Origin of the sequence: Pseudoduganella sp., assembly GCF_041914865.1 — a bacterium.
Classification (GTDB): domain Bacteria; phylum Pseudomonadota; class Gammaproteobacteria; order Burkholderiales; family Burkholderiaceae_D; genus Rugamonas.
The window spans coordinates 27,623-52,950 of record NZ_JAYSCO010000011.1 but is presented as its reverse complement, the minus strand read 5'-3'; the positions used below and the strand labels follow the sequence as shown (position 1 = coordinate 52,950).

21 protein-coding genes are annotated in these 25,328 nt (G+C 66.7%); 16 read left to right on the top strand and 5 right to left on the bottom strand.

From position 1 onward, the window contains the following. Nucleotides 1–95: 95 nt before the first annotated feature. A complete protein-coding gene (gene argH, locus ACE3TQ_RS07800) occupies nt 96–1,493 on the bottom strand; it encodes an argininosuccinate lyase (protein ID WP_374581463.1) in 1,398 nt (465 codons plus the stop codon). Between the two features lie 50 nt (nt 1,494–1,543). Here argH and ACE3TQ_RS07795 point away from each other — a divergent pair, with 50 nt between their 5' ends. The 7 genes from ACE3TQ_RS07795 to ACE3TQ_RS07765 all read left to right on the top strand — a co-directional run bounded on the left by ACE3TQ_RS07795 (nt 1,544) and on the right by ACE3TQ_RS07765 (nt 8,012). Then, a complete protein-coding gene (locus ACE3TQ_RS07795; RefSeq protein WP_374581461.1) occupies nt 1,544–2,059 on the top strand; it encodes a hypothetical protein in 516 nt (171 codons plus the stop codon). Further along, nucleotides 2,059–2,490 (top strand): GNAT family N-acetyltransferase, encoded by a 432-nt coding sequence (locus ACE3TQ_RS07790; RefSeq protein WP_374581460.1) that lies wholly within the window; start codon nt 2,059–2,061, stop codon nt 2,488–2,490. The genes ACE3TQ_RS07795 and ACE3TQ_RS07790 overlap by 1 nt, the downstream gene beginning before the upstream one ends. Beyond that, complete coding sequence (locus ACE3TQ_RS07785) at nt 2,468–3,964, top strand: cyanophycinase (RefSeq protein WP_374581458.1); 1,497 nt, start codon at nt 2,468–2,470, stop codon at nt 3,962–3,964. The genes ACE3TQ_RS07790 and ACE3TQ_RS07785 overlap by 23 nt, the downstream gene beginning before the upstream one ends. A gap of 67 nt (nt 3,965–4,031) precedes the next feature. Beyond that, the gene (locus tag ACE3TQ_RS07780; RefSeq protein WP_374581457.1) at nt 4,032–5,495 is read left to right on the top strand and encodes a DUF4331 domain-containing protein; all 1,464 of its coding nucleotides are present in this window, start codon (nt 4,032–4,034) and stop codon (nt 5,493–5,495) included. A gap of 11 nt (nt 5,496–5,506) precedes the next feature. Next, complete coding sequence (locus ACE3TQ_RS07775) at nt 5,507–5,743, top strand: hypothetical protein (RefSeq protein WP_374581456.1); 237 nt, start codon at nt 5,507–5,509, stop codon at nt 5,741–5,743. 8 nt (nt 5,744–5,751) lie between these two features. Beyond that, on the top strand, nt 5,752–6,921 hold the full coding sequence (locus ACE3TQ_RS07770; RefSeq protein ID WP_374581455.1) for a hypothetical protein: 1,170 nt from the start codon (nt 5,752–5,754) through the stop codon (nt 6,919–6,921). Further along, nucleotides 6,918–8,012: a HupE/UreJ family protein gene (locus ACE3TQ_RS07765; RefSeq protein ID WP_374581454.1), complete on the top strand. Its 1,095-nt coding sequence runs from the start codon at nt 6,918–6,920 to the stop codon at nt 8,010–8,012. Before ACE3TQ_RS07770 ends, ACE3TQ_RS07765 begins: the two co-directional genes overlap by 4 nt. Here ACE3TQ_RS07765 and ACE3TQ_RS07760 read toward each other — a convergent pair whose 3' ends face one another. Both ACE3TQ_RS07760 and ACE3TQ_RS07755 read right to left on the bottom strand, forming a co-directional pair. After that, nucleotides 8,013–8,699, bottom strand: a complete 687-nt coding sequence (locus ACE3TQ_RS07760) for an anti-sigma factor domain-containing protein (protein WP_374581453.1) — start codon at nt 8,697–8,699, stop codon at nt 8,013–8,015. Further along, entirely contained in the window at nt 8,696–9,247 is a 552-nt protein-coding gene (locus ACE3TQ_RS07755) for a sigma-70 family RNA polymerase sigma factor (protein WP_374581451.1), read from the bottom strand. Before ACE3TQ_RS07755 ends, ACE3TQ_RS07760 begins: the two co-directional genes overlap by 4 nt. A 92-nt stretch (nt 9,248–9,339) precedes the next feature. Between ACE3TQ_RS07755 and ACE3TQ_RS07750 the strand changes: the two genes are divergently transcribed. Next, nucleotides 9,340–10,746 carry a M64 family metallopeptidase gene (locus ACE3TQ_RS07750; RefSeq protein ID WP_374581450.1) on the top strand — a complete coding sequence of 469 codons (1,407 nt, stop codon included), beginning with the start codon at nt 9,340–9,342 and terminating at the stop codon, nt 10,744–10,746. Between the two features lie 64 nt (nt 10,747–10,810). Here the strand turns inward: ACE3TQ_RS07750 and parC are convergent, their stop codons facing one another. Then, a complete protein-coding gene (parC, locus tag ACE3TQ_RS07745; protein WP_374581448.1) occupies nt 10,811–13,150 on the bottom strand; it encodes a DNA topoisomerase IV subunit A in 2,340 nt (779 codons plus the stop codon). A gap of 133 nt (nt 13,151–13,283) precedes the next feature. Beyond that, on the bottom strand, nt 13,284–15,284 hold the full coding sequence (locus tag ACE3TQ_RS07740) for a DNA topoisomerase IV subunit B (protein WP_374581447.1): 2,001 nt from the start codon (nt 15,282–15,284) through the stop codon (nt 13,284–13,286). A gap of 127 nt (nt 15,285–15,411) precedes the next feature. Between ACE3TQ_RS07740 and ACE3TQ_RS07735 the strand changes: the two genes are divergently transcribed. The 8 genes from ACE3TQ_RS07735 (at nt 15,412) to kdpE (ending at nt 25,219) form a co-directional block, all read left to right on the top strand. Further along, on the top strand, nt 15,412–16,227 hold the full coding sequence (locus ACE3TQ_RS07735) for a two-component system response regulator (RefSeq protein WP_374581446.1): 816 nt from the start codon (nt 15,412–15,414) through the stop codon (nt 16,225–16,227). A gap of 196 nt (nt 16,228–16,423) precedes the next feature. Beyond that, nucleotides 16,424–17,134, top strand: coding sequence for a TorF family putative porin (locus tag ACE3TQ_RS07730; RefSeq protein WP_374581445.1), 711 nt, complete (start codon nt 16,424–16,426; stop codon nt 17,132–17,134). Nucleotides 17,135–17,326: 192 nt separating this feature from the next. Further along, complete coding sequence (locus ACE3TQ_RS07725) at nt 17,327–17,416, top strand: potassium-transporting ATPase subunit F (protein WP_374581444.1); 90 nt, start codon at nt 17,327–17,329, stop codon at nt 17,414–17,416. Continuing rightward, nucleotides 17,416–19,116, top strand: a complete 1,701-nt coding sequence (gene kdpA, locus ACE3TQ_RS07720; RefSeq protein WP_374581443.1) for a potassium-transporting ATPase subunit KdpA — start codon at nt 17,416–17,418, stop codon at nt 19,114–19,116. The genes ACE3TQ_RS07725 and kdpA overlap by 1 nt, the downstream gene beginning before the upstream one ends. A 12-nt stretch (nt 19,117–19,128) precedes the next feature. Next, nucleotides 19,129–21,186 carry a potassium-transporting ATPase subunit KdpB gene (gene kdpB / locus ACE3TQ_RS07715; RefSeq protein WP_374581442.1) on the top strand — a complete coding sequence of 686 codons (2,058 nt, stop codon included), beginning with the start codon at nt 19,129–19,131 and terminating at the stop codon, nt 21,184–21,186. A 13-nt stretch (nt 21,187–21,199) separates the two neighbouring features. Continuing rightward, nucleotides 21,200–21,784 (top strand): potassium-transporting ATPase subunit KdpC, encoded by a 585-nt coding sequence (gene kdpC, locus ACE3TQ_RS07710; protein ID WP_374581441.1) that lies wholly within the window; start codon nt 21,200–21,202, stop codon nt 21,782–21,784. Between the two features lies 1 nt (nt 21,785). Next, nucleotides 21,786–24,515 (top strand): two-component system sensor histidine kinase KdpD, encoded by a 2,730-nt coding sequence (gene kdpD / locus ACE3TQ_RS07705; RefSeq protein WP_374581440.1) that lies wholly within the window; start codon nt 21,786–21,788, stop codon nt 24,513–24,515. Next, entirely contained in the window at nt 24,512–25,219 is a 708-nt protein-coding gene (gene kdpE / locus ACE3TQ_RS07700; RefSeq protein ID WP_374581439.1) for a two-component system response regulator KdpE, read from the top strand. The genes kdpD and kdpE overlap by 4 nt, the downstream gene beginning before the upstream one ends. Nucleotides 25,220–25,328: the final 109 nt, after the last annotated feature.

The following is a 25,328-nucleotide window of genomic DNA, read 5'->3' as shown; positions in this document are numbered from 1 at the left end:
GGTGCCGGGCGGTGGCGCATGCTAGCCTAACGAAGGAAAGAGGGGCGCCGCGCTGGAGTGTGGCATCCAGCGCGGGCGATCAGGGTAGAGAGGCGTCAGCCGGCCAGCTGCTGGCGCACGCGGGCAATCGCTGCGCGCACCTGGTTCGGTGCGGTGCCGCCCACGTGGTCGCGCGCGGCGACCGAGCCTTCCAGCGTCAGCACGGCGAAGACGTCTTCGCCCACCAGCGGCGAGAAGGCGCGCAGCTGTTCCAGCGACATCTCGGACAGGTCGATCTTCAGGTCGTCGCAGGCGCGCACGGCGTGCGCCACGGCTTCGTGCGCGTCGCGGAATGGCAGGCCTTTCTTGACCAGGTAGTCGGCCAGGTCGGTGGCGGTGGCGTAGCCTTGCAGGGCGGCCGAACGCATGGCTTCCGGCTTGACGGTGATGCCGCCGGCCATGTCGGCGAAAATGCGCAGGGTGTCGACCACGGTGTCGACGGTGTCGAACAGCGGTTCTTTGTCTTCCTGGTTGTCCTTGTTGTAGGCCAGCGGCTGGCCTTTCATCAGGGTCAGCAGGCCCATCAGGTGGCCGTAGACGCGGCCGGTCTTGCCGCGCGCCAGTTCCGGCACGTCCGGGTTCTTCTTCTGCGGCATGATCGAGGAGCCGGTGCAGAAGCGGTCGGCGATGTCGATGAAGCCGACGCGTGGGCTCATCCAGATGATCAGTTCTTCCGACATGCGCGACACGTGCATCATCAGCAGCGAGGCGGCGGCGGTAAATTCAATGGCGAAGTCGCGGTCGGAGACGGCGTCCAGCGAGTTGTGGCACACGTCGTCGAAGCCCAGCGACTGCGCCACGCGCAGGCGGTCGATCGGGAAGGTGGTGCCGGCCAGGGCGGCGGCGCCCAGCGGCAGGCGGTTCACGCGCTTGCGGCAGTCCTGCATGCGCTCGACGTCGCGGCCGAACATTTCCACGTAGGCCAGCATGTGGTGGCCGAAGGTGATCGGCTGCGCCACTTGCATGTGGGTGAAGCCGGGCAGGATCACGTCGGCATTCTTCTCGGCCAGGTCGACCAGGGCGCCGCGCAGCTGCAGCAGCAGGCCGGTGATGTCGTCGATGGCGGATCGCACGTAGAGGCGGATGTCGGTTGCCACCTGGTCGTTGCGCGAGCGGCCGGTGTGCAGGCGCTTGCCGGCGTCGCCTACCAGCTCGGTCAGGCGCTTTTCAATATTCAGGTGCACGTCTTCCAGGTCCAGCTGCCATTCGAACTGGCCGGCGTCGATTTCGCCGCTGATCTGGGCCATGCCTTTCTGGATCGCGGCCAGGTCGCTGGCGGCGATAATGCCTTGCGCGGCCAGCATGTCGGCGTGTGCCAGGGAGCCCTGGATGTCGGCCTTGGCCATGCGCTTGTCAAAAAACACGGAGGCGGTGTAACGTTTCACGAGGTCGGAAACGGGTTCGGAGAAGCGTGCGGACCAGGCTTCCGCCTTCTTGGAGAATTGATCTGTCATAGTAGGTTTTCCGGTGAGAGTCGGAAGATTATAAACAAGTAGGAGAATGGATGAAGAAGTTAGCAAGTTTGCTACTGCTGGCGCTGGCCGCCGGCAGTGCTTTGGCGCAGGGTGCGCGCCCGGCCGACGTGGCCTCTGTGGACAGCATTGTGGCTGCCCTGTACGACACGATTTCCGGCCCGGCGGGCAAGGTGCGCGACTGGGACCGCCTGCGTTCCCTGTTCCGGCCCGACGGCCGCATGGTGGTGCACAGCCCGAACAAGGAGGGCGTGCTGAATACCCGCGTGCTGAGCATCGAGGATTACATCGCGCGCACCACGCCGGTGTTTGCCAAGGAGGGTTTCTACGAGTCCGAGCTGGCGCGCACCAGCGAGCATTTCGGCCAGATCGCCCACGTTTTCACCACCTATGAGGCGCGCCGGGCGCCGGGCGAGAAACCGTTCGTGCGCGGCATCAATTCGATCCAGCTGGTGAACGACGGCCAGCGCTGGTGGATCTCGCAACTGCTGTGGCAACCGGAAGGCGAGAAAGCGCCGCTGCCGGAGCGCTACCTGAAGTCGCGCTGATGGACGGCTTTGAGGTCAGCTGCGACCCGGCCCGCCTGGATGTCGGCCTGGTGCACCGCTTCCTGTCGGAAGAGTCGGCCTGGGCGCGCGGCATCCCGCGTGCAATTGTCGAACGCGCAATCGCGCACTCGCTGTGCTTTGGCGGCTACCTTGATGGAAATCAGGTGGCTTTTGCCCGCGTTGTCACAGACCGGTCAACCTTCGCTAATATGGTAGACGTATTCGTGCTGCCGGCGTACCGCGGCAGGGGTTACAGCAAGGCACTGGTGAAGTCAGTGCTCGCTCACCCGGATCTGCAGGGCTTGCGCCGTTTCACGCTGGCCACGGCGGATGCGCACGGACTGTATGCACAATTCGGTTTTACGCCACCGTCGCGCCCGGCTACACTGATGGAGAGGTATTACCCAGATGTCTACCAGCGCTGCCAGTGAGCAAGTCGAAGAGGAGGTCATCGTGAAGCTGTACTCCCGCGCCGGCCTGGCCCGATTGGGCCTGGCCCTGCTAGCCGCCTGCGGCCTGACTTCGCACGCGAAGGAAGCGCCGCCCAAGAACCCCGTCCCTGCCGCCAGCGGCCGTACCAGCACCACGCCGCCGCCGGAAGCCCCGGCCAAGGCGCCGCCTGCAGGGCCCGCTTCCTCCACCCCGTCCGCGCCGCAGCCGCCAGCGCCGGTGCCCGACCCGGCCGCGCCGGTGCGCATCGTGGCGGGCGCCAGCGCCACGCTCAGCGGCGGCTCGGCGGCGATCGCGCCTTCGCCTGTGGCGGCGCACCAGGGCTCCCTGGTCATCATCGGCGGCGGCCTGCGCGGCGATAATGCGGACGTCTGGCAGCGGGTGGTGAAACTGGCCGGCGGCAAGGGCGCGCGCATCGCGGTCTTCCCTTCGGCGGCCGGCAATCCGGAACGTTCGGCCCAGATCATCATCGGCTACCTGCGCAAATGGGGGGCGGATGCCTTCCTGGTGCCGGTGGCGGTGCGGCTGACGGGCAGCGATTACAAGAAGAATGCGGACGATGCGGCGCTGGCGAAGAAAATCCGCGAGGCGGACGGCGTTTATTTTGCCGGCGGCGACCAGGGCCGCATCACCAAGGCGCTGGTACGCGAGGACGGTTCGCAGACTGCCGTGCTGGAAGCGGTGTGGGACGTCTACCGCCGTGGCGGCGTGATCGCCGGCACTTCGGCCGGTGCAGCCATCATGAGCAGCACCATGTTCGCCAATCCGAAAGCGGTGCTGGCCATGCTGCAGACCGGCATTGCGGATGGCCGCGAGCTGGGGCCGGGCCTGGGCTTTATCGGCGACGATGTGTTCGTCGACCAGCACCTGCTGGTGCGCGGCCGCTTTGCGCGCATGATCCCGGCCATGCTGGCCAAGGGCTACCAGATCGGCCTTGGCATCGACGAGGACAGCGCGATGGTGGTCAACGCCCAGCGCGAGGTGGAAATCATCGGCTACAAGGGCGCGCTGCTGATCGACCTGTCGCGCGCCGAGTGGGACAAGGCGAACCCACACTTTGGCGTGCGCAATGCGGTGATCAGCTACCTGGACCGTGGCGACAAGTTCAGTATCGCCAGCCACATGTTCACGCCGGCCACCGACAAGGCGGCCGGGCGCATCGACCCCACCCGCACCCTGGGGCGCGGCGCCGTGTTCAGCAATGATGTGCTGGGCAATAGCGCGGTGGTTGATTTGATGGAGCGCCTGATCGACAGCAACCAGGAAGAGGCGATCGGCATTGCCAGCGGCAATCCACGCGCCAGCGGTACCGAGGTCGGCTTCGAGTTCCGCTTCACCAAGACGCCGGATAGCGTGGGCTATGTGTCCACCGTGGGCGAGGCCTACTCGGTGCTCAACATCCGGCTTGATATCCGGCCTATCGAAATCACTCGGCCGCTATACAAATATAAATGAGGCGGGTGAATCCGCCCGCGTAAGCGGCGTGTATATGCCATGGCAACCAACCACACGGGAGGACACCATGGCAACCATCAAGCACACCGCTATCCAGCTCGCATTGCTGTCGGCCCTGGCACCGGCGGCGCTGGCATCCAGCCACCGCGAAGCGCCGTTCATCACGCGCGAACCCAAGGTCGATGCGACCGATTTCTACATGTTCCGCAGCTACGAAACCGGGCGCGAGCAGTTCGTGACCCTGGTCGCCAACTACTCGCCGCTGCAGGATGCGTACGGCGGGCCGAACTACTTCATGATGGACCCGGATGCGCTGTATGAGATCCACATCGATAACAATGGCGATGCGCGGGAAGACCTGACGTTCCAGTTCCGCTTCACCAACACCATCAAGAACGGCGCATTCACGGTGGGCGGCAAGAAGGTGCCGATCCCGCTCGTGATCAACGGCGGGCCGATCAGCGACGTGAACCCGGCCGGGCTGAACGTGCGCGAGACCTTTACCGTGGACCTGGTGCGCGGCGACCGGCGCGGCGTGCGGCAGGCGCTGCGCCACGCGGGCAGCGGCGCCAATGTCTTTGACAAGCCGATCGACAATATCGGCAACAAGTCGATTCCCGACTATGCAGCGTATGCGGGCAAGCATGTGGTGCCGGTGGCGATTCCCGGCTGCACGGTGCCGGGGCGTATGTTCGTCGGGCAGCGCAAGGATCCGTTCGTGGTCAACCTGGGCGAAACCTTCGACCTGATTAACATCAAGGCGCCGGCGGTGGAGTTCCTGGCCAATGCCGAGAAGAACGCGCGCGACGACCTGTACGACAAGAACGTGACCTCGATCGTGCTGGAGGTGGCAACGTCCTGCCTGGTTTCCGGCAACGAGCCGGTGATCGGCGGCTGGACCACGGCCAGCCTGCGCCAGGGCCGCCTGCTCAGTCCGAACGGCGGCTCGCGCGAGGGTGGGGCGTGGACACAGGTGTCGCGCCTTGGCATGCCGCTGGTGAACGAGGTGGTGATCGGGCTGAAGGACAAGGACCGCTTCAATCACAGCAAGCCGCTGCAGGACGCGCAGTTCGCCGATTACGTGACCAACCCGACCTTGCCGGCGCTGGTGGAAGTGCTGTTCGGCAGCGCGGGGGCGAAGGCGCCGACCAATTTCCCACGCAAGGACCTGGTGACGGCCTTCCTGACCGGGGTGCCGGGGCTGAACCAGCCGGCGCGCGTGAAGCCCGCCGAAATGCTGCGCCTGAACACGGCGATTGCGCCGGTGGCCAAGGGCGCGCAGAAGCGGCTGGGCGTGATCGATGGCGATAATGCCGGCTTCCCGAATGGGCGGCGGCCGGGCGACGACGTGGTCGATATCGCCCTGCGCGTGGTGATGGGCAAGCTGTGCACGCTGAATATCGGTTGCGCGCCTGGCGATGCGCCGGCGGGGGCGATCCGCTTTACCGATGGCGCGTTTGTGGACGACAGCTACTTCAACGCCAGCTTCCCGTATCTGCGGACGCCGATTGCCGGCTCGCCGCAGCAGTAGGAGGGACCGCCATGAAATGCCTATGCCCTGTGCTGGCGGCTTTGCTGCTGGCTGCCTGCGGCGGCAGCGGCGCTGGTTCTGCCGGCGCCGAAGCGACGCCGCCACCGCCACCTGCAATGCCCGGCGACGCATTTACCGCGGCGCTGGTGACCCTGGTGCGCGATGCCCCGGACTCCGCCGAACCGGCTGACACGGGCGCTGTGCTGCCGGCAATGCCGGACAGCGGCGAGCCGATTGCCATTGAGTGAGGGCTGCCATGAAAGCGCTTGCATCTTTCACGCTCGCCCTGGCTGCGCTGGCGCCGCCTTGCGCACCGGCGGCGCCTTTCGTCCCGCGTTCCGGGGCGCAGGTGCTGGAAACCCTGCCGCAGCGCGCCGACGCCGCACTGTACCGCCAGCGCGCGCAGCTGGCTGCCGCACCGCGCGACCCGCAACATGTCGCCGCGCTGGCGCAACGCTATATCGAGCTGGGACGGGCCAGCAGCGATCCGCGCTATTTCGGCCAGGCGCAGGCGCTGCTGTCGCCCTGGTGGAGTGGCGCCGCCCCGCCGCCGCCGATCCGATTGCTGCGCGCGACCTTGCTGCAATCGAACCATCGCTTCCGGGAAGCCATGCACGATCTGGCGGCGGTGACCGCCGCCGAGCCGGCCAATGCGCAGGCCTGGCTGACGCTGGCCACGATACAGGTTGTGCAAGGCGAGTTCAGCGCGGCCGTGCGCAGCTGCGGGCGCTTGTCGGGGCTGGCCAGCGAGCTGGCGGGCATCGCCTGCCTGGCCAACGCCCGTGCCGCGAACGGGCAGCTCGCCGCCAGCGAGCGCCTGCTGGCGCTGGCGCTGGCCCGCGCCACCCCGGATGTGCAGCAGGTGGGCGGGGAGGGCGTGCGCGTCTGGGCCATGACGCTGCTTGGCGAACTGGCCGCGCGGCGCGGCGATGCCGCAGCGGCCGAAGCGCGCTTCAGGCAGGCGCTCGCCCTGGCGCCGCACGACAGCTACCTGCTCGGCGCCTACGCCGACCTGCTGCTTGAACAGCGCCGTCACGCCGAGGTGCAACTGCTGCTGCGCGGGCAGCGCCATATCGACAGCCTGCTGCTGCGCTTTGCGCTGGCCAGCGCACCAGCCTCCTCGTCTGTGGCTGAATTGCAGGCGCGCTTCGACGCCGCGCTGCGGCGCGGCGATGCCACCCACCAGCGCGAGCAGGCGCGCTTCGAACTGCGCCTGCGCCGCAATCCGCAAGCCGCCCTCAAGCTGGCGCTGGCTAACTGGCAAGTGCAGAAGGAGACGGCCGACTTGCGCATCCTCCTCGAGTCGGCGGTGGCGGCGCGCGCTCCCGCCGCCGTGCGTGAAGCGCTGGCGTGGCGCCGCCAGCATGGCATGGAAGACCGCGCCATCGACGCCCTGGTGCGCGCGCTGGAAGGAGGCCCGGCATGATCACCCGCTTCCTCGCAGCCTTATGCCTGATGCTGGCCGCCGGCACCGCCAGCGCCCACAAGCCGAGCGACAGCTACCTGACCCTGCGGCTGGCCGCTGGCCCCGCGCAGCTGGCGCTGGACGGCCGCTGGGACATCGCCCTGCGCGACCTCGACCTGGCGCTCGGGTTGGACGCAGACGGCGACCTGCGGCTGACCTGGGACGAGGTGCGCGTGCGCCACGCCGATATCGCCGACTACGCGCTGGCCCGCCTGCGCCTGGCGCCGGGCTGCCGGCTGCGCGCCACCGGCCACCAGGTGGAAAGCCATTCGGATGGCGCCTATGCTGTCCTGCTGCTGCAAGGCGCATGCGCGGCCGGCACCGCCTTCATCCTCGATTACCGCCTGTTCGCAGATATCGACGCGCAGCATCGCGGCCTGGCCAGCATCAGCGCCAACGGCAGCACGCGCAGCGTGGTCCTGGGCGGCGCTAGTACACGCTTCGAGGCCGAGGCCGAGGCGGAGGCGGCAGCGGCCAGCGCCTGGCGCCAGGCGGCCGACTACACGCGCCACGGCGTATGGCACATCTGGACCGGCTATGACCACATCCTGTTCCTGCTTTGCCTGCTGCTGCCGGCCGCCCTGGCTGCGGGCTGGCGCAGGGCCACCGGCAACGTGCTGCAAATCGTCACCGCGTTCACGCTGGCCCACTCCATTACGCTTGCGCTGGCAGCGCTGCACATCGCCAGCCTGCCCGCGCGCTGGGTCGAAACGGCCATCGCCGCCTCCGTCGCATGCGCCGCGCTCAACAACCTGCGCCCGGTGGTGGAAGGCAAACGCTGGCTGGCAGCCTTCGCCTTCGGCCTGCTGCACGGCTTTGGCTTTGCCGGCGTACTGGGCGACCTCGGCCTGCCGCAAGGAGCCGAGGCGCTCGCCCTGGCGGCATTCAATCTAGGCGTGGAAGCGGGGCAGCTGGCGATTGTTGCAGCCTTCGTGCCGCTGGCTTATGCCATGCGCAGCACATGGGCCTACCGGCAAGTTGTGGTGAAAGGCGGATCGGCCGGCATCGCGCTGCTGGCGCTGGCGTGGACTATCCAGCGCGCCGCAGCGTGATCACATGGCCTTGAGCCACGGGCCCTTGTACAGCACCGGCCCGGTGGGGCCGTTCGGATCGGGCGAACCGCCGAGTGGCTCCAGGGAGATCGCCAGCAGCACCACGTCGCCGCCCACGCCGCCCGCCGCCAGCGCAAACGTGCCGCGCCCGTCGGCCCCGAGCACGCCCAGTGAACGCGGCGAGCCGGCCTTCGGGATAGCCCACAGCTGGAGCGAGCGTCCCTCCGGCACCGCAGCCGCGCCAACGGTATGCACCTGCAGCACGCGCTTGCGGGTATCGGCCTTGACCAGCAGCGCAGGCTGCGCCTGCTGGTCCGTCAGCGTGGCCACCAGGTCGTAGGACGGTCCGCGCACTTGCTGCAAGCCGATCGTCGCCACCAGCGCCGCCGCCACCGCCGCCGACGCCATGCCGAGGCCGAAACCGCGCCAGAAATGCCAGCGGCTGCGTTCCGGCTTCAGGTGCAGGCGCGTTTCGATATTGCGCCAGATATGTGGCGAGGGCTCCTGCGCGCGCACGAATTCATGCATGGGCAGCAGGCGCCCCTCCCATTCGCGCACCAGGGTGCGCAAAGCAGCATCGCTATACATCCAGGCCTCGAAACGGCGCCGCGCGCCGCCGCGCAAGGTGCCGGTGACGTATTCCGCCGCCAGCCTGTCGCGCAGGGCTTCGTTGCCGCGGATATTCATGGCATGCCTCCCTTGGCCAGGCAAAGGCGCAGCCGTTCCAGGCCGCGCCGTATCCAGGTTTTCACGGTGCCGACGGGGAGCGACATGCGCTGCGCCACTTCGCTATGCGACAGGTCGTGGAAGAAGGCCAGCCCGATCGCCTGCCGGTGCAGCCCTTCCAGGCGCGCCATGCAGGCGGCCAGGGCGCGCGCATCGCTGCTCATTTCGCTCGCCTCGGCGGGTGTGCTGGCATCGTCGCGCAGCAACGTGTCATCGAGTTCCATCGTATTGTCCGTGCGGCGCAGGATATCCAGCGCCTTGTTGCGCACGATGGCCGCCATCCACGTCAGCGGCGCCGCCAGGCCGGCCTGGTAGTCGGGGGCCGCGTGCCAGATCGACACGAAACCCTCCTGCAGCGCTTCCTCGGCCAATTCGCGCTTACGCAATATACGCAAGGCAAAGCCGAACAGTTTCGGCGCCGCCGCGTTATACAAGGCGCGGAAGGCGGCGGCGTCCTGCTGGCCGGCTGCGGCCAGCCATGTGCGGAGCTGATCGGGTTCGGTAGGCATGGAATGATCTTAGGCCCGCCCTGGCGGGTGGTCTATAGGATTGCGCAAACCGAAGCTACAATACTCGCCATTAAAACCACACTGGAGACTTCATGTCCTACCTGAATCGCCTGCTGGCGGGCGCCGCACTGGGCGCCGTTGCCGGTCTTGCAATGGCCGCGCAGCCCGCTACCGTCCGTGTCGACTATATGCACACCGGTAACGCGCTAAACGAAAGCTACGCACTGGAACAAGTTGTGATTGAGCCGCTGCCATGGCCGGGCGATATGTCCAAGACCATCGACACCACCAACCGTGGCGTGAACAAGGTGGAAGTGGCGGATGCCAAGACCGGCAAGGTGCTGTACACCCGCACCTTTTCCACCATCTTCGGCGAATGGAAGTCCACCGAGGAAGCGGGCAAGCTGACACGCGGCTTCCATGAATCGGTGCGCTTCCCCAAGCCGGACCGCCCGGTCAAGGTGCGTATCCTCAAGCGCGATGAACGCAATGAGTTTTCCATTGCCTGGAGCGTGGAGATCGACACCGACGCCATGGACGTGGTGCGCAAGCAGGACCCGGCGCCGGCCAAGCCGATCCCGATCCGCGTCAACGGCCCGAGCGAAAAGAAAGTCGACCTGCTGATCCTGGGCGACGGCTATACCAAGTCCGACATGGCCAAGTTCGAAGCTTCGGCGCGCAAGCTGTCCGACTACCTGTTCACCGTGTCGCCGTTCAAGGAGCGCGCCAAGGACTTCAACGTGTGGGCGATTGCGGTGCCGACCCAGGAGAGCGGCGTATCGCGCCCTTCGACCGGCGCGCACAAGGCGTCCAAACTGGGCACGCGCTACGACATCTTCGGCAGCGAGCGCTATGTGCTGACGCTGGACAACCGCGCCTTGCGCGAGATTTCGCAGCATGCGCCGTACGAGTTCATTGAGATCCTGGTCAACAACGATACGTACGGCGGCGGCGGCATCTACGGCCAGTTCAGCACCGCAGCGGCCGACAACGACTGGAACAACTACCTGTTCGTGCACGAATTCGGCCACCACTTCGCCGGCCTGGCGGACGAGTATTACACCTCGCCGGTCGCCTACGCCACCGGCGGCGTGCGCATGGAACCGTGGGAGCCGAATGTGACGGCGCTGCTGGATCCGGCCAACGTGAAATGGAAGAAGCACGTCACGCCCGGCACCGCACTGCCGACCGCGTGGCCAAAGGCCGAATACGAGGCGCACTCGCGCGAGTACCAGAAGATCCGCGCGCAGCTGCGCAAGGATAATCGCCCGGAATCGGAGATGAGCAAGTTGTTCAAGGAAGATCTGGCCTGGACGAACAACCTGTTCTCCAAGGCGCCGAACCGCAAGGCGGTGGGGGCGTTTGAGGGGGCGAATTATGAAGCGACCGGTTATTACCGTTCGCAGCAGCAGTGCCTGATGTTTGACCGCAGCGAGGCGTTCTGCGTGGTGTGCAATGAGGCGGTGCAGGAGACGATCGACCTTTACGCGCCGCGTTAAACCCGTTAAACCTGGGTCTGACCCAAGGGTCAGACCCATTTGACGCGGCTGCCGCGGGCCAGGGTCAGGTGTTTGGCGCCAAACCGGTTGGCTTGATCCGTACCGGCATCGGCTTACCCTTGCGCGCGCGCTTGCCGAAGTGCGGCGCCAGCGCGGTAGGACCCATGCGATCCTCCTTCGCCTTCTGCGCATTGCCGGTGCCCTGCACCGTCACGCCCTTGTCGGTGATCGCGCAGGCAGCCACCAGCTTCTCCTTATCGGCCAGGTCCATCAGGATCACGCCGCGGCCGCCGTTGGACAGCACTTTCATCTCGTCCATGCCGAACACCAGCAGGTTGGCCTTCTCCGAGATTACCGCCACCGCGCTGGCGTTATCCACCACCACGGTCGGCGGCAGCGGCTTGGCGCCTTCGTCCAGCGTGATGAAGGACTTGCCGCCCTTCAGGCGCGACACCATGTCGCCCGCCTTGGCGATAAAGCCGTAGCCCGCATCCGACGCCAGCAGCAGCTGCTTGTCGCCAGTGCCTGCGTAATAGTGCAGCAGGCGCGCGCCGCCCGACAGGTCGACCAGCGTGGTGATCGGCACGCCGTCGCCGCGCGCGTTAGGCAGGGCAGCCACCGGCACCGAATACACCTTGCCGTTGTCGCCGAAGCCGAGCAGGGTATCGACCGTGCGGCACTCGAAGGCGCCGTACAGCGAGTCGCCCGCCTTGAAGGTGAATTGCGCCGGATCGTGGCCGATGCCGGTACGTGCGCGCACCCAGCCTTTCTCGGAGATGATCACGGTCACCGGCTCGTCGGCCACCTTCTGCTCCACCACAGCCTTCTGCGCTTCCTCGATCAGGGTGCGGCGCGCATCGCCGTAAGTCTTGGCGTCGCCGTCGATTTCCTTGATCACCAGGCGGCGCAGGGTGGACGGATTGTCCAGCACGTCCTGCAGGCCCTCGCGCTCCTTGCGCAGCTCGGACAGTTCCTGTTCGATCTTGATCGCTTCCAGGCGCGCCAGCTGGCGCAGGCGAATTTCCAGGATGTCTTCCGCCTGGCGGTCCGACAGCTTGAAGCGCTCGATCAGCGCCGCCTTCGGCTCGTCCGAATTGCGGATGATGGCGATCACTTCGTCGATATTCAGCAGGACGATCTGGCGGCCTTCCAGGATATGGATGCGCTCATCGACCTTGTTCAGGCGGAACTGGGTGCGGCGGGTCACGGTGGCGAAGCGGAACTCGATCCACTCGGCCAGGATGTCGCCGATACCCTTCTGGCGCGGACGGCCGTCGCCGCCGATCATCACCAGGTTCATCGGCGCCGAAGTCTCCAGCGAAGTGTGCGCCAGCAGCATGTGCATGAACTCAGTCTGGTTCTGGTTCTTCGACTTAGGCTCGAACACCAGTCGCACCGGCGCATCGCGGCCGGCTTCGTCGCGCACCTTGTCCAGCTGGCCCAGGATCAAGCCTTTCAGCGCCACCTGTTCCGGCGACAGCGCCTTCTTGCCCAGCTTGACCTTCGGGTTGGTCAGTTCCTCGATTTCCTCCAGCACCTTTTGCGCCGAAGTGCCCGGCGGCAGCTCGTACACCACCGCCTGCCACTGGCCGCGCGCCAGTTCCTCGATCTTCCAGCGCGCCCGCACCTTCATCGAGCCGCGGCCCGAGGCGTACATATCGTCGATCTGCGCGCGCGGGGTGATCAGCTGGCCGCCGCCCGGGAAGTCCGGGCCGGGGATCAGCTCCATCAGTTCCGCATGCGAGATCTTCGGGTTGCGGATCATGGCCACGGCGGCTTTCGCCACCTCGCCCAGGTTGTGCGAAGGGATTTCCGTCGCCAGGCCCACCGCGATACCGGAGGCGCCGTTCAGCAGCACCATCGGCAGGCGCGCCGGCAGCAGGGCAGGTTCCTCGTACGAACCGTCGTAGTTCGGGATGAAGTCCACGGTGCCCTGGTCGATTTCGTCCAGCAGCAGGCGCGAGATCGGGGTCAGGCGGGCTTCGGTGTAGCGCATCGCCGCAGCGCCGTCGCCGTCGCGCGAACCGAAGTTACCCTGGCCGTCGATCAGCGGATAGCGCAGCGAGAAGTCCTGCGCCATGCGCACCAGCGCGTCGTACACCGACTGGTCGCCGTGCGGGTGCAGCTTACCCAGCACATCGCCCACCACGGTGGCGGACTTGCGCGGCTTGGCGGTCGGGCCCAGGCCCAGTTCATTCATCGAATACAGGATGCGGCGCTGCACCGGCTTCTGGCCGTCGCACACGTCCGGCAGGGCGCGGCCCTTGACCACGGAAATGGCGTAGTCCAGGTAGGCGCGCTCGGCGAAGGTGGACAGGGTCAGGGTTTCGCCGCCGTCATCGCTGCCGCCACCGCTGGGCGGCATCTCTGGGGTTGGGTCGTCAAAGAGATTTGCTTGAGTCATATTTGTTGTCTTTTCCTTAGACCCGGTAAACCTGGGTCAGACCCAAGGGACTAGGCGTCCCCGTCTGACCCACGTCACGCGGCTGTCGCGGAGGATGTGTCTGACCCTTGGGTCAGACACAGGTTTACCGGGTTTAAATATCAGCTTCCACTTCGTTACCGTGCTCCTCGATCCAGGCACGGCGCGCCGCAGCCTCGCCCTTGCCCATCAGCATATTGAAGCGCGAGGACGAATAGCTATGGTCGAAATCGCCCAGCGACACAGGCAGCAGGCGGCGTGTATCCGGATTCATGGTGGTTTCCCACAGCTGCTCCGCATTCATCTCACCCAGGCCCTTGAAGCGGGAAATGGTCCACGAACCTTCCTTCAAACCATCCTTGCGCAGCTTGTCCTCGATTGCCACCAGCTCACCGTCGTCCAGCGCATACAGCTTCTGGATCGGCTTCTTGCCGCGCGCCGGCGCATCCACGCGGTACAGCGGCGGACGCGCCACGCAGATATGGCCACGGTCGATCAGCGCCGGGAAATGGCGGAAGAACAGGGTAAGCAGCAGCACCTGGATGTGCGAGCCGTCCACGTCCGCATCGGACAGGATGCAGATTTTGCCGTAGCGCAGGCCGGACAGGTCCGGCGTATCGCCATAGTTGTGCGGATCAACCCCGATCGCCACCGCGATATCGTGGATCTCATTGTTCGCATACAGGCGGTCGCGATCGGTCTCCCACGAGTTCAGCACCTTGCCGCGCAGCGGCAGGATGGCCTGGAACTCCTTGTCGCGGCCCATCTTGGCCGAACCGCCCGCCGAGTCACCCTCGACCAGGAAGATCTCAGTGCGCGCCGTATCGTCCGACTCGCAATCGGTCAGCTTGCCCGGCAATACCGCCACGCCGGAAGACTTCTTCTTCTCGACCTTCTGCGCCGAGCGCAGGCGCGATTGCGCCTGCTTGATCACCAGCTCCGCCAGCTTCTTGCCGTAGTCGATGTGCTGGTTCAGCCACAGCTCCAGCGCCGGCTTGGAGAAAGTCGACACCAGGCGCACCGCGTCGCGCGAATTCAGGCGCTCCTTGATCTGGCCCTGGAACTGCGGGTCCAGCACCTTGGCCGACAGCACGAAGGAAGCGCGCGCAAACACGTCTTCCGGCAGCAGCTTCACGCCCTTCGGCAGCAGCGAATGCAGCTCGACGAAGTTCTTCATCGCGCCGAACAGGCCTTCACGCAGGCCCGATTCGTGGGTACCGCCGTTCGGGGTCGGGATCAGGTTCACGTAGGACTCGCGCACCACGGCGCCTTCCTCGGTCCACGCCACCACCCACGACGCGCCTTCGCCCTCGGCAAAGCCCTCCGCGTCCGGGGTAGCGAACTGCTCGCCCTCGAACAGCGGAATCAGGGTTTCGCCGCCCGACGTGGTCTGGGCCAGCTGCTCGTTCAGGTAGCCGCGCAGGCCATCCTTATACATCCAGGTCTGCTCATCGCCGGTCTTGGCGTTTTTCAGCGTGACGGACACGCCCGGCAGCAGCACCGCCTTGGAGCGCAGCAGGCGTTGCAGCTCGACCTGCGAGATCAGCGGCGAATCGAAATACTTCGCATCCGGCCAGGCGGTGACGCGGGTACCGGACTTTTTGCCGTCCTTCGGCGCCGGCATGGAGCTCAAAGGCTCGACCAGGTCGCCGTGCTCGAACGCGATCTGGTGGAAACCGTTGCCGGCGTCGTCTTTACGCCACACCGAGATCTCCAACCGCTTGGACAGCGCATTGGTGACGGACACGCCGACGCCGTGCAGGCCGCCCGAGAAGGCATAGGCGCCGCCCGAACCCTTGTCGAACTTGCCGCCCGCGTGCAGGCGGGTGAAGACGATTTCCACCGTCGGCACGTTCTCTTCCGGGTGCAGGCCGACCGGGATGCCGCGGCCGTCATCCTCGACGGTGATGGAACCGTCGGCATTCTGCGTCACGATAATGTTCTTGCAATGGCCGCCCAGTGCTTCATCGGAGGCATTGTCGATCACCTCCTGGATGATGTGCAGCGGGTTCTCGGTACGGGTATACATACCCGGGCGCTGCTTAACGGGTTCCAGTCCTTTCAGGACGCGGATGGATGATTCGCTGTAGTCGGAAACTGGTTTTTTAGTGGCCATACATGTTCTTGGTAGTGCAAAGTGCTGTGATTATATACAGTATTTTCCGTCTTGACGGGGCTCTTGCCTGCGCATTCTATCCGCAACGGCCGGTGGCGCAAGGGAATCGCGGCGGTAAAATGGGTTTATGACCACAGATCGGCACCCGTTCGCTGTCAGGCTGGTCGGCTTCCCGACGGACGCCGAACGCGCCCTTGCGCAGGGGTTGGCGCGGGCGCCGGCCGACGGACCGAGCTACCTGTGCCTGTCCGCCGACAGCCTGCAGGACCCCGACATCTACCTCGCCAACGGCACCGAACTGAAAGCGCTGGCCGCCATCGCATCGTTGGCCGCAGGCGACATCCGGCCCGCCCTGGTGCTGGGCGCCACGGGCGTGGTGCTGCCCTATCCCAACCTGCCGCTGCCGGTGCAATGGAACGCCCTGTACGCCGAACTGGCCCGCCTGATGGCGCGCCGCGCCGAAGTGCTGGCCGGCCTGTCCGCCGCCGGCCAGCCGCTGGTGCCCGAACGCCGGCGCCGCGAACGGCTCGACCTCGACCTGACCGAGCCCGCCGTGTACGAAAGGATGCGTAAGCCGCGCCGCGAAGGCGCCGTGCTGTGCGTCGACGCCAACGCCCACTTCAGCGAACAACTGGGCCGGAGCCTGAAGCAGTTCGGCACGCCCGTGCTGTGGGCGGTGGACGGCGTCGCCGCGCTCGCGCTATGCCGGCAGCAGCAAGTCGCCGTCGTACTGCTCGATTTCGCCGCCCCCATCATCGACCACTACCTGCTATGCGCCCAATTGCGCAGCGAAGCAGGGCAGCCCGAAGTAGTCTTCCTCGCCCAATCCGCCCACGACTACGACAGCACCCGCGCCCGCGCCGCCGGCGCCGCCGGCATGCTGGACAAGCCCCTGGCCCAGCACCAGGTGCAATCCGTCCTCCGCAAATTCATGCGCCTCTGAAATGTCCACCATGGGGTCAGGAAGAAAAGTGGACATTTCCTGAAGAAATGTCCGCTTTTCTTCCTGCCGGATCGCCGTACCGCCCCAAGGTGGACATTTTTATGCGGCGTTGATGGGCGGTGCTGGAGTCTTTAGACCGTTTTTACGCGTTGGTCGATACGCTTTCGTTACCTTCTTTTTTGACGAAAGTGGATTTATGAAGAACGTGTTTTTCCTCGCTGCCGCAATGCTGGCGGCGCCTGCTTTTGCGGCGGACCTGTCGTTCAATACCGCGCTGACCAGCGATTACCGCTATCGCGGCATCTCGCAAACCCGTCTGCAGCCGGCGTTGCAGGGCGGGGCGGATGTGGTTGACGCGGGCAGCGGCTTGTACGCGGGCGCCTGGGCTTCGACCATCAGCTGGACGCGCGATGCCGGCGGCGCCGGCCGCGTGGAGCTGGACCTATACGGCGGCAAGCGCGGCCAGCTGGGCGCATCGGCCAGCTATGACGTGGGCGTCCTGACCTATATCTACAAGGGCCGCATCCCCGGCCAGGCCAATCCCGATACCACGGAAATCTACGGCCAGCTCGGCGTCGGCCCGGCCACCCTGAAGTACTCGCACGCCGTGACCAACCTGTTCGGCTTCGTGGACAGCAAAAACTCCGGCTACCTGGACCTGTCGACCAACCTGGAAGCCGGCCAGGGCACCACCATCAACCTGCACGCCGGCCGCCAGCGCGTGCGCCGGCACGGCGATGCGGACTACACCGACTGGAAGCTCGGCGTCACGCGCGACTTTGGCTATGCCAGCGTGCAGCTGGCGGCCGTCGGCACCAGTGCCCGCAAGTCCGCCTATGCCTCGCCGGCCAACGGCAAGTTCCTGGGCAAGTCCGCGCTGCAGCTCACCGCCAGCCGCACCTTCTGATTTTTACATCTTGTTTACACCGGCTTGCCGAGTCTTTACACCGATTTTAGGCGCGGCTCGATAAGCTGGTCCACAGCAAAACAAGACCTTTCGGGGAACCACAATGGACTTTGTATTTATCGGCGCAATCGTCGCCTTCTTCGCGCTGGTGGCTGCCATGGCCGCCGGCTGCGCCAAGCTGGGGGACCGGCCATGAACATCTTCTACCTGGTCGGCGCTATCGCCACGGTGGGCCTGCTGGCCTACCTGCTGCTCGCCCTGCTGAAAGCGGAGGATATGTAATGACGGCCCAATCAATCCTCCTGCTGGCGGTATTCCTGCTCGTCCTGCTGGCTGCCGCCTGGCCGCTGGGCGGGTTCCTGGCGCGCGTGGCCGACGGCCGCGCCATCCCGGGCCTGGGCTGGCTGTACGCCCTGGAACAGCGCCTGTACCGCATCGCCGGCGTGCCGGATGACGAGGCGCAGCGCGGCATGGGCTGGAAGCACTACGCCATGGCCCTGCTGGTGTTTAACCTGCTGGGCACCCTGTTCGTGTATGGGGTGCAGCGCCTGCAGGGCTGGCTTCCGCTTAACCTGCAAGGCTTGCCGGGCGTGGGCGCGGACTCTTCGTTCAACACCGCCATCAGTTTCGTGGCCAATACCAACTGGCAAGGCTATGCCGGCGAGCAGACCATGAGCTATTTGAGCCAGATGGTCGCCCTGTCGGGCCAGAACTTCCTGTCCGCCGCCACCGGCATCGCCGTCGCCTTCGCCCTGATCCGCGGCTTCGCGGCGCGTTCGGCCAAGTCGATCGGCAACTTCTGGGTCGACCTGACGCGCATCATGCTGTATGTGCTGCTGCCGCTGGCCTTCGTGCTGGCCATCCTGCTGGCGGGGCAGGGCGTGATCCAGAACTTCTCCCCGTACCAGGAAGTGACCACGCTGCAGGGCGCGACCCAGACCATCGCCATGGGCCCGGTGGCGTCGCAGGAAGCGATCAAGATGCTGGGCACGAATGGCGGCGGCTTCTTCAACGCCAACTCGGCGCACCCGTTCGAGAACCCGACCGCGCTGTCGAACTTCATGCAGATGCTTGCCATCTTCCTGATCCCGGCTGCGCTGTGCTTCACCTTCGGCCGCATGGTGGGCGACCGCCGCCAGGGCTGGGCGCTGCTGGGCGCCATGACCATCATGTTCGCGGCGGCCGCCATCGGCATCACAGCCGCCGAGCAGCAGGCCCACCCTGCGCTGCAGGCCATGGGCGTGGATGGCGCCAATATGGAAGGCAAGGAGACGCGCTTCGGCATCGCCGCCACCAGCCTGTTCGCCACCGTCACCACCGCCGCCTCGTGCGGTGCGGTCAACGGCATGCACGATTCCTTCACGCCGCTGGGCGGCATGGGGCCGATGCTGCTGATGCAGCTGGGCGAGGTGGTGTTCGGCGGCGTCGGCGCGGGCCTGTACGGCATGCTGGTGTTCGCCATCATGGCGGTCTTCATCGCCGGCCTGATGATCGGCCGTACGCCGGAATACCTGGGCAAGAAAATCCAGTCCTACGAAATGAAGATGACTTCCATCGCCATCCTGGTCACGCCGACCCTGGTGCTGGTGGGCACCGCCGTCGCCGTCATGCTGGATGCGGGCAAGGGCGGGGTGGCCAACCCCGGCGCGCACGGCTTCTCGGAGATCCTGTACGCCTTCAGCTCCGCCGCCAACAACAACGGCAGCGCCTTCGCCGGCCTGTCCGCCAACACGCCGTTCTACAACACCATGCTGGGCATCGCCATGTGGTTTGGCCGCTTCGCGGTGATCGTGCCGGTGCTGGCCATCGCCGGTTCGCTGGCCGGCAAGCAGCGCCTGCAGGCCAACGCCGGCACCATGCCGACCCACGGCCCGATGTTCGTCTTCCTGCTGGTGGCTGTGGTGCTGCTGGTGGGCGTGTTGAATTACGTTCCTTCGCTGGCGCTCGGCCCGGTGATCGAGCACCTGCAACTGTATAAGTAAGGAGTACCCACCATGTCCTTCAAGCTGTTCGACCGGCAGCTCGTGCTGCCGGCGGTGGCCGACGCTTTCCGCAAACTGCACCCGCGCGTGCAGCTGCGCAGCCCTGTCATGTTCGTGGTCTATATCGGCAGCATCATCACCACGCTGCTCTACTTCCAGGCGCTGGACGGCGCGGGGGAGGCCAGCCCGGGCTTCATCCTGGCCACCGCGGTCTGGCTCTGGTTCACTGTGTTGTTCGCCAACTTCGCCGAAGCCATGGCCGAAGGACGCAGCAAGGCGCAAGCCGCGTCGCTGCGCAGCCTGAAACAAAGCGTCACCTCCAAGAAGCTGGCCGTGCCCAAGCACGGCACGCCGTGGCTGCCTTGCCCGGCCACCGACCTGCGCAAGGGCAACCACGTGCTGGTGGAAGCCGGCGACGTGATCCCGATCGACGGCACGGTGGTGGAAGGCGTGGCCTCGGTCGATGAAAGCGCGATCACCGGGGAATCGGCGCCCGTCATCCGCGAATCGGGCGGCGACTTCTCGTCCGTGACCGGCGGCACGCGCGTGCTGTCGGACTGGCTGGTGGTGCAGGTGACCGCCAATCCCGGCGAGACCTTCCTCGACCGCATGATCGCCATGGTCGAAGGCGCCAAGCGCAAGAAGACGCCGAACGAGATCGCGCTGACCATCCTGCTGGTGGCGCTGACCATCGTGTTCCTGATCGTGACCGCGACCCTGCTGCCGTTCTCGCTGTTCTCGGTGGCGGCGTCGCAGGCCGGCTCGCCGGTCACCATCACCGTGCTGATTGCGCTGCTGGTGTGCCTGATCCCCACCACCATCGGCGGCCTGCTGTCGGCCATCGGCGTGGCGGGCATGAGCCGCATGATGCAGGCCAATGTGATCGCCACCTCCGGCCGCGCGGTGGAGGCGGCGGGCGATGTGGACGTGCTGCTGCTGGATAAGACCGGCACCATCACCCTCGGCAACCGCCAGGCACCGGCCTTCTTCGCCGCGCCGGGCGTGACCGAGCGCGAACTGGCCGACGTGGCGCAGCTGGCGTCGCTGGCGGACGAAACGCCGGAAGGGCGCAGCATCGTGGTGCTGGCCAAGCAGAAGTTCAATATCCGCGAGCGCGAACTGTCGCCGGTGCATGCCACCTTCATTCCGTTCTCGGCCAACACCCGCATGAGCGGGGTGGACATGGACGGCCGCGCGGTGCGCAAAGGCTCGGCCGACGCTGTGCGCAAGCACGTGGAAGCCGCCGGCCAGGCCTGGCCGGCCGAGGTGGCGCGCGCCGTGGACGACGTGTCGCGCCGCGGCAGCACGCCCCTGGTGGTGGCGGACAACGGCCGCGTCATGGGCGTGGTGGAGCTGAAGGACATCGTCAAAGGCGGCATCAAGGAGCGCTTCGCCGAATTGCGCCGCATGGGCATCAAAACCGTGATGATCACCGGCGACAACAAGCTGACCGCCGCCGCCATCGCGGCCGAAGCGGGCGTGGACGACTTCCTGGCCGAGGCCACGCCTGAGGATAAGTTGAAACTTATCCGCAGCTACCAGGCCGACGGCCGCCTGGTTGCCATGACCGGCGACGGCACCAACGACGCGCCGGCGCTGGCGCAGGCCGATGTGGCGGTGGCCATGAGCTCCGGCACGCAGGCGGCGAAAGAGGCCGGCAATATGGTGGACCTGGATTCGAATCCGACCAAGCTGCTGGAGATCGTCGAAATCGGCAAGCAGATGCTGATGACGCGCGGCTCTCTCACCACGTTCTCGATTTCGAACGATATTGCCAAGTACTTCGCCATCATCCCGGCGGCCTTTGTCGGCACCTACCCGCAGCTGAAGGCGCTGGACATCATGCAGCTGTCCAGCCCCAGCTCGGCCATCATGTCGGCCGTGATCTTCAACGCGCTGATCATCGTATTCCTGATCCCGCTGGCACTGAAGGGCGTGCGCTACCGCGCCATCGGCGCCACCGCGCTGCTGCGCCGCAACCTGCTGGTGTACGGCCTGGGCGGCCTGCTGCTGCCCTTCATCGGCATCAAGCTGATCGATCTGCTGCTGGCAGCCCTCAACCTCGTATAAGCAGGAGAAGACCATGATTTCGACTTTACGACCCGCCCTGGTGCTGTTCGCCGCCCTGACCGTGGCATGCGGCGTGGCCTATCCGCTGGCGGTGACCGGCGTCGCCAGCGTCGCCTTCCCGCAGCAGGCTTCCGGCTCGCTGCTGGAAGTGGACGGCAAGCCGCTCGGCTCCGCGCTGATCGGGCAGGAGTTCACCGCCCCGCGTTATTTCTGGGGCCGTCCGTCGGCCACCGCGCCCACGCCTTATAACGCGGCCGGTTCCGGCGGCTCCAACCTGGGGCCGCTCAATCCGGCCTTTACCGAGGCCGTGCGCAGCCGGGTGGATGCCCTGCGCGCCGCCGACCCGGCCAACACGGCGCCCATCCCGGCCGACCTGGTCACCGCTTCCGGCAGCGGCCTCGATCCGGAGATCAGCCTGGCGGCCGCGCTGTACCAGGTGCGCCGCGTGGCCGACGCGCGCGGCCTGCCCGCGCCACATGTGGAAACCCTGGTCCAGCAGCATGCGGCGCTGCCTTTCCTGGACATCTTCGGCGAGGCGCGCGTCAACGTGCTGGGGCTGAATCTGGCGCTGGACGGTAAAACGCCGCATACTCGCTAGTATGATCCCACTCGACGACGAACGGCCCGACCCGGACGCGCTGCTGGCGTATGTGCAGGCGCAGGAGCGCAAGGCGGCGCGCGGCAAGCTGCGCATCTATTTCGGCGCGTCGGCCGGCGTCGGCAAGACCTATGCCATGCTGGCCGCCGCGCGCAAGCTGCAGGCGGCCGGGCAGCAGGTGCTGGTCGGCGTGGTCGAGACCCATGGCCGCAGCGAGACGGCCGCAATGGCCGAGGGCCTGCCCGTGCTGCCGCTGCGCGCCGTGGCCTATCGCGGCAAGACCCTGCATGAATTCGACATCGACGGCGCGCTGGCCCGCCGTCCGCCGCTGGTGCTGATCGACGAACTGGCGCATTCCAACGCGCCCGGCTCGCGCCACCCCAAGCGCTGGCAAGACGTGGAGGAGCTGCTGGAGGCGGGCATCGACGTCTTCAGCACCGTCAACGTGCAGCACCTGGAAAGCCTGAACGACGTGGTGGGCGGCATCACCGGCATCCAGGTCGGCGAGACCGTGCCGGACACGGTGTTCGATGCGGCCGACGAGGTGGTGCTGGTCGATATCCCGGCCGATGAACTGCTGGCGCGCCTGAAGGGCGGCAAGGTGTACCACGCGCAGCAGGCGGAGCGCGCGGCGCAGAACTTCTTCCGCAAAGGGAACCTGATTGCGCTGCGCGAGCTGGCGCTGCGCCGCACCGCCGACCGCATCGAGGACGACGTGCGCGCCTACCGCGTCGAGCAATCGATCGACGCCATCTGGAAAACCGGCGCCGCCGTGCTGGCGCTGGTCGGCCCGCGCCCCGGCGCCGAGCAGGTGGTGCGCAGCGCCGCGCGCCTGGCCGGGCAGCTGGGCACGGCCTGGCATGCCGTGTATGTCGAAACCCCGGCGCTGCAGCGCCTGCCCGCCGCCGAGCGCGAACGCATCCTGAAGACGCTCAAGCTGGCGCAGGACCTGGGCGCCGCCACGGCGGTGCTGTCCGGCAGCGACATCGCCGCCACCGCGGTGGAGTACGCGCGCAGCCACAACCTGTCGCGCATCGCCATGGGCCGCGCGCACCGCAGCTGGCCGTGGCGCCGGCCGCATATCCGCCGCCTGGCCGACTACGCGCCGGAGTTCGACCTGATCGAGGTGCCGGCCGCGGCGCGCAGCAGCGGCCTGCCAGTCGGGACCGAGGCCTATGCCGCCCCCGACGCCACTGCCGATGCCGATGCCGCCGACGACGCGCGCCGCGGCAAGCGCCGCGCCGCCGGTTATGCCGTCGCCGCCGGCGCCAGCCTTGGCATGGCCCTGCTGGCGATGCCGTTGCTGCCATACTTCGACCTGGCCAATATCGCCATGCTGTTTCTGCTGGTGGTGCTGCTGGTCGCCGTTCGCTACGGGCGCGGGCCATCGGTGCTGGCCACCTGCGTCAGCGTGGCCAGCTTCGACTTCTTCTTCGTCGCACCGCGCTTCAGCTTCGCCATCTCCGACCTGCAATACACGATCACTTTCGCCGTCATGCTGGCGGTCGGCCTGATCACCGGCCACCTGACGGCCGGCCTGCGCTTCCAGGCGCGGGTCGCCTCGTACCGCGAATCGCGCGCCCGCGCCCTGTACGAATTCGCCCGCGAGCTGTCCGGCGCGCTGCAGACCGAGCAGATCTTCGAGACCACAGCGCGCTTCGTGCAATCGACCTTTGGCGCCGAGGCTGTCCTGCTGGTCCCCGATGCGGAAGGGCGCCTGCACCTGCCGCCCGGCCATGCCGCGACGGGCCAGGTCGACCTCGGCGTGGCGCAATGGGCCTTCGACCAGGCCGAAAGCGCCGGCCTGGGCACCGGGACGCTGCCGGCCAGCCAGCTGTTCTACATGCCGCTGCTGGCGCCCATGCGCACGCGCGGCGTACTGGCGATCCGGCCAGCGCAGCGGCGCTGGCTGATGGTGCCCGAGCAGCGGCAGCACCTCGACACCTTCGCCGCGCTGGCCGCCATCGCCCTGGAGCGCGTGCATTACGTGGAGGTGGCGCAGGGCGCGCTGGTCAGCATGGAATCGGAGCGCCTGCGCAACTCCCTGCTGGCCGCGCTGTCGCACGACTTGCGCACGCCGCTCACCGCCCTGGTCGGACTGTCCGAATCGCTGGCGCAATCGCGCCCGCCGCTGTCGCCGACCCAGGCCAGCCTGGCGCAGTCGCTGCACGACGAATCGCTGCGCATGAGCGCCCTGGTCGCCAACCTGCTCGACATGGCGCGCATCGAAAGCGGCGGCCTGAAATTCAACCTGCAATGGCAGCCGCTGGAAGAAGTGGTCGGCAGCGCGCTGCGCGCCAGCCGGCTGCAGCTGGGCGGCCACCAGGTCAGCACCCAGCTCGCGCTCGACCTGCCGCTGCTGCGCTTCGACGCCGTGCTGGTCGAGCGCGTGCTGTGCAACCTGCTCGAGAACGCGGCCAAATACACCCCGCCCGGATCGCGCATCGTGGTCTACGCCGTGCAGCGCGGCGAATTCGTGCGCGTGATGGTGTACGATGACGGCCCCGGCCTGCCGCGCGGCCGCGAAGAAGCCATCTTCGAGAAATTCACGCGCGGCGAAAAGGAATCGGCCAAGCCGGGCGTCGGCCTGGGGCTGGCGATTTGCCGCGCCATCGTCGAAGCGCACGGCGGCAGCATCGCCGCCGACAAGTCGCCACTGGGCGGCGCCGCCGTGGTGTTCACGCTGCCGGTCGGCACCCCGCCACAAGTGCCGGAAATTGAGGAAACATGAGTATGCAGCAGACCGACATCGTCCCCACCGCCCTGCTGGTCGAGGATGAACCGCAGATCCGCCGTTTCGTGCGCGCCGCGCTGGAAGAGGAGGGCTGGCATGTGCACGAAGCGGCCAGCATGCAGCGCGGCCTGATCGACGCCGGCACGCGCCGGCCGGACCTGGTCATCCTCGACCTCGGCCTGCCGGACGGCGACGGCAACGACTTCATCGCCGACCTGCGCAAATGGTCGAACGTGCCGGTGATTGTGCTGTCCGCGCGCGTCAACGAAGCAGACAAGATCAAGGCCCTCGACGCCGGCGCCGACGACTACCTGGGCAAGCCGTTCGGCGTCGGCGAGCTGCTGGCCCGCGTGCGGGCCACCCTGCGCCGCCAGCGCCAACCGCAGGCCGACCTGGCCGGCCAGGTACAGTTTGGCGAAGTGGTGGTGGACCTGCCGAACCGACGCGTCACCAAGCGCGGCGAGCACGTGCACCTCACGCCGACCGAATACCGCCTGCTATCCGTGCTGGTGGCCAACGCCGGCCGCGTCATGACCGCACCGCAGCTGCTGCGCGCCGTCTGGGGACCCGCCCAATCCGACAACAGCCACTACCTGCGCATCTACATGGGCCACCTGCGCCACAAACTGGAAGACGACCCCGCCCAGCCGCAACACCTGCTGACCGAAACCGCCGTCGGCTACCGCCTCCAGCTCAGCTGAGCATCAAGCAAAAAATGTCCACTTTGGGGTGAGGGGTTAAAGTTTGGCGTTTTGTATGTAAATTTCAAACATATTAGAGGGCCCCAACTGGGGAGTTTTGGGGGCCGGG

Bases quoted from the DNA above. Each gene is read 5' to 3' on its own strand.
- ACE3TQ_RS07735 (WP_374581446.1), top strand. From the start codon at position 15,412: ATGACCACAGATCGGCACCCGTTCGCTGTCAGGCTGGTCGGCTTCCCG.
- ACE3TQ_RS07775 (WP_374581456.1), top strand. From the start codon at position 5,507: ATGAAATGCCTATGCCCTGTGCTGGCGGCTTTGCTGCTGGCTGCCTGC.
- parC (WP_374581448.1), bottom strand. From the start codon at position 13,150: ATGACTCAAGCAAATCTCTTTGACGACCCAACCCCAGAGATGCCGCCC.
- ACE3TQ_RS07760 (WP_374581453.1), bottom strand. From the start codon at position 8,699: ATGAATATCCGCGGCAACGAAGCCCTGCGCGACAGGCTGGCGGCGGAA.
- ACE3TQ_RS07780 (WP_374581457.1), top strand. From the start codon at position 4,032: ATGGCAACCATCAAGCACACCGCTATCCAGCTCGCATTGCTGTCGGCC.
- kdpC (WP_374581441.1), top strand. From the start codon at position 21,200: ATGATTTCGACTTTACGACCCGCCCTGGTGCTGTTCGCCGCCCTGACC.
- argH (WP_374581463.1), bottom strand. From the start codon at position 1,493: ATGACAGATCAATTCTCCAAGAAGGCGGAAGCCTGGTCCGCACGCTTC.
- kdpD (WP_374581440.1), top strand. From the start codon at position 21,786: ATGATCCCACTCGACGACGAACGGCCCGACCCGGACGCGCTGCTGGCG.
- ACE3TQ_RS07755 (WP_374581451.1), bottom strand. From the start codon at position 9,247: ATGCCTACCGAACCCGATCAGCTCCGCACATGGCTGGCCGCAGCCGGC.
- ACE3TQ_RS07770 (WP_374581455.1), top strand. From the start codon at position 5,752: ATGAAAGCGCTTGCATCTTTCACGCTCGCCCTGGCTGCGCTGGCGCCG.
- ACE3TQ_RS07750 (WP_374581450.1), top strand. From the start codon at position 9,340: ATGTCCTACCTGAATCGCCTGCTGGCGGGCGCCGCACTGGGCGCCGTT.
- ACE3TQ_RS07730 (WP_374581445.1), top strand. From the start codon at position 16,424: ATGAAGAACGTGTTTTTCCTCGCTGCCGCAATGCTGGCGGCGCCTGCT.
- kdpB (WP_374581442.1), top strand. From the start codon at position 19,129: ATGTCCTTCAAGCTGTTCGACCGGCAGCTCGTGCTGCCGGCGGTGGCC.
- ACE3TQ_RS07790 (WP_374581460.1), top strand. From the start codon at position 2,059: ATGGACGGCTTTGAGGTCAGCTGCGACCCGGCCCGCCTGGATGTCGGC.
- ACE3TQ_RS07785 (WP_374581458.1), top strand. From the start codon at position 2,468: ATGTCTACCAGCGCTGCCAGTGAGCAAGTCGAAGAGGAGGTCATCGTG.
- ACE3TQ_RS07725 (WP_374581444.1), top strand. From the start codon at position 17,327: ATGAACATCTTCTACCTGGTCGGCGCTATCGCCACGGTGGGCCTGCTG.
- ACE3TQ_RS07740 (WP_374581447.1), bottom strand. From the start codon at position 15,284: ATGGCCACTAAAAAACCAGTTTCCGACTACAGCGAATCATCCATCCGC.
- kdpA (WP_374581443.1), top strand. From the start codon at position 17,416: ATGACGGCCCAATCAATCCTCCTGCTGGCGGTATTCCTGCTCGTCCTG.
- kdpE (WP_374581439.1), top strand. From the start codon at position 24,512: ATGAGTATGCAGCAGACCGACATCGTCCCCACCGCCCTGCTGGTCGAG.
- ACE3TQ_RS07765 (WP_374581454.1), top strand. From the start codon at position 6,918: ATGATCACCCGCTTCCTCGCAGCCTTATGCCTGATGCTGGCCGCCGGC.
- ACE3TQ_RS07795 (WP_374581461.1), top strand. From the start codon at position 1,544: ATGAAGAAGTTAGCAAGTTTGCTACTGCTGGCGCTGGCCGCCGGCAGT.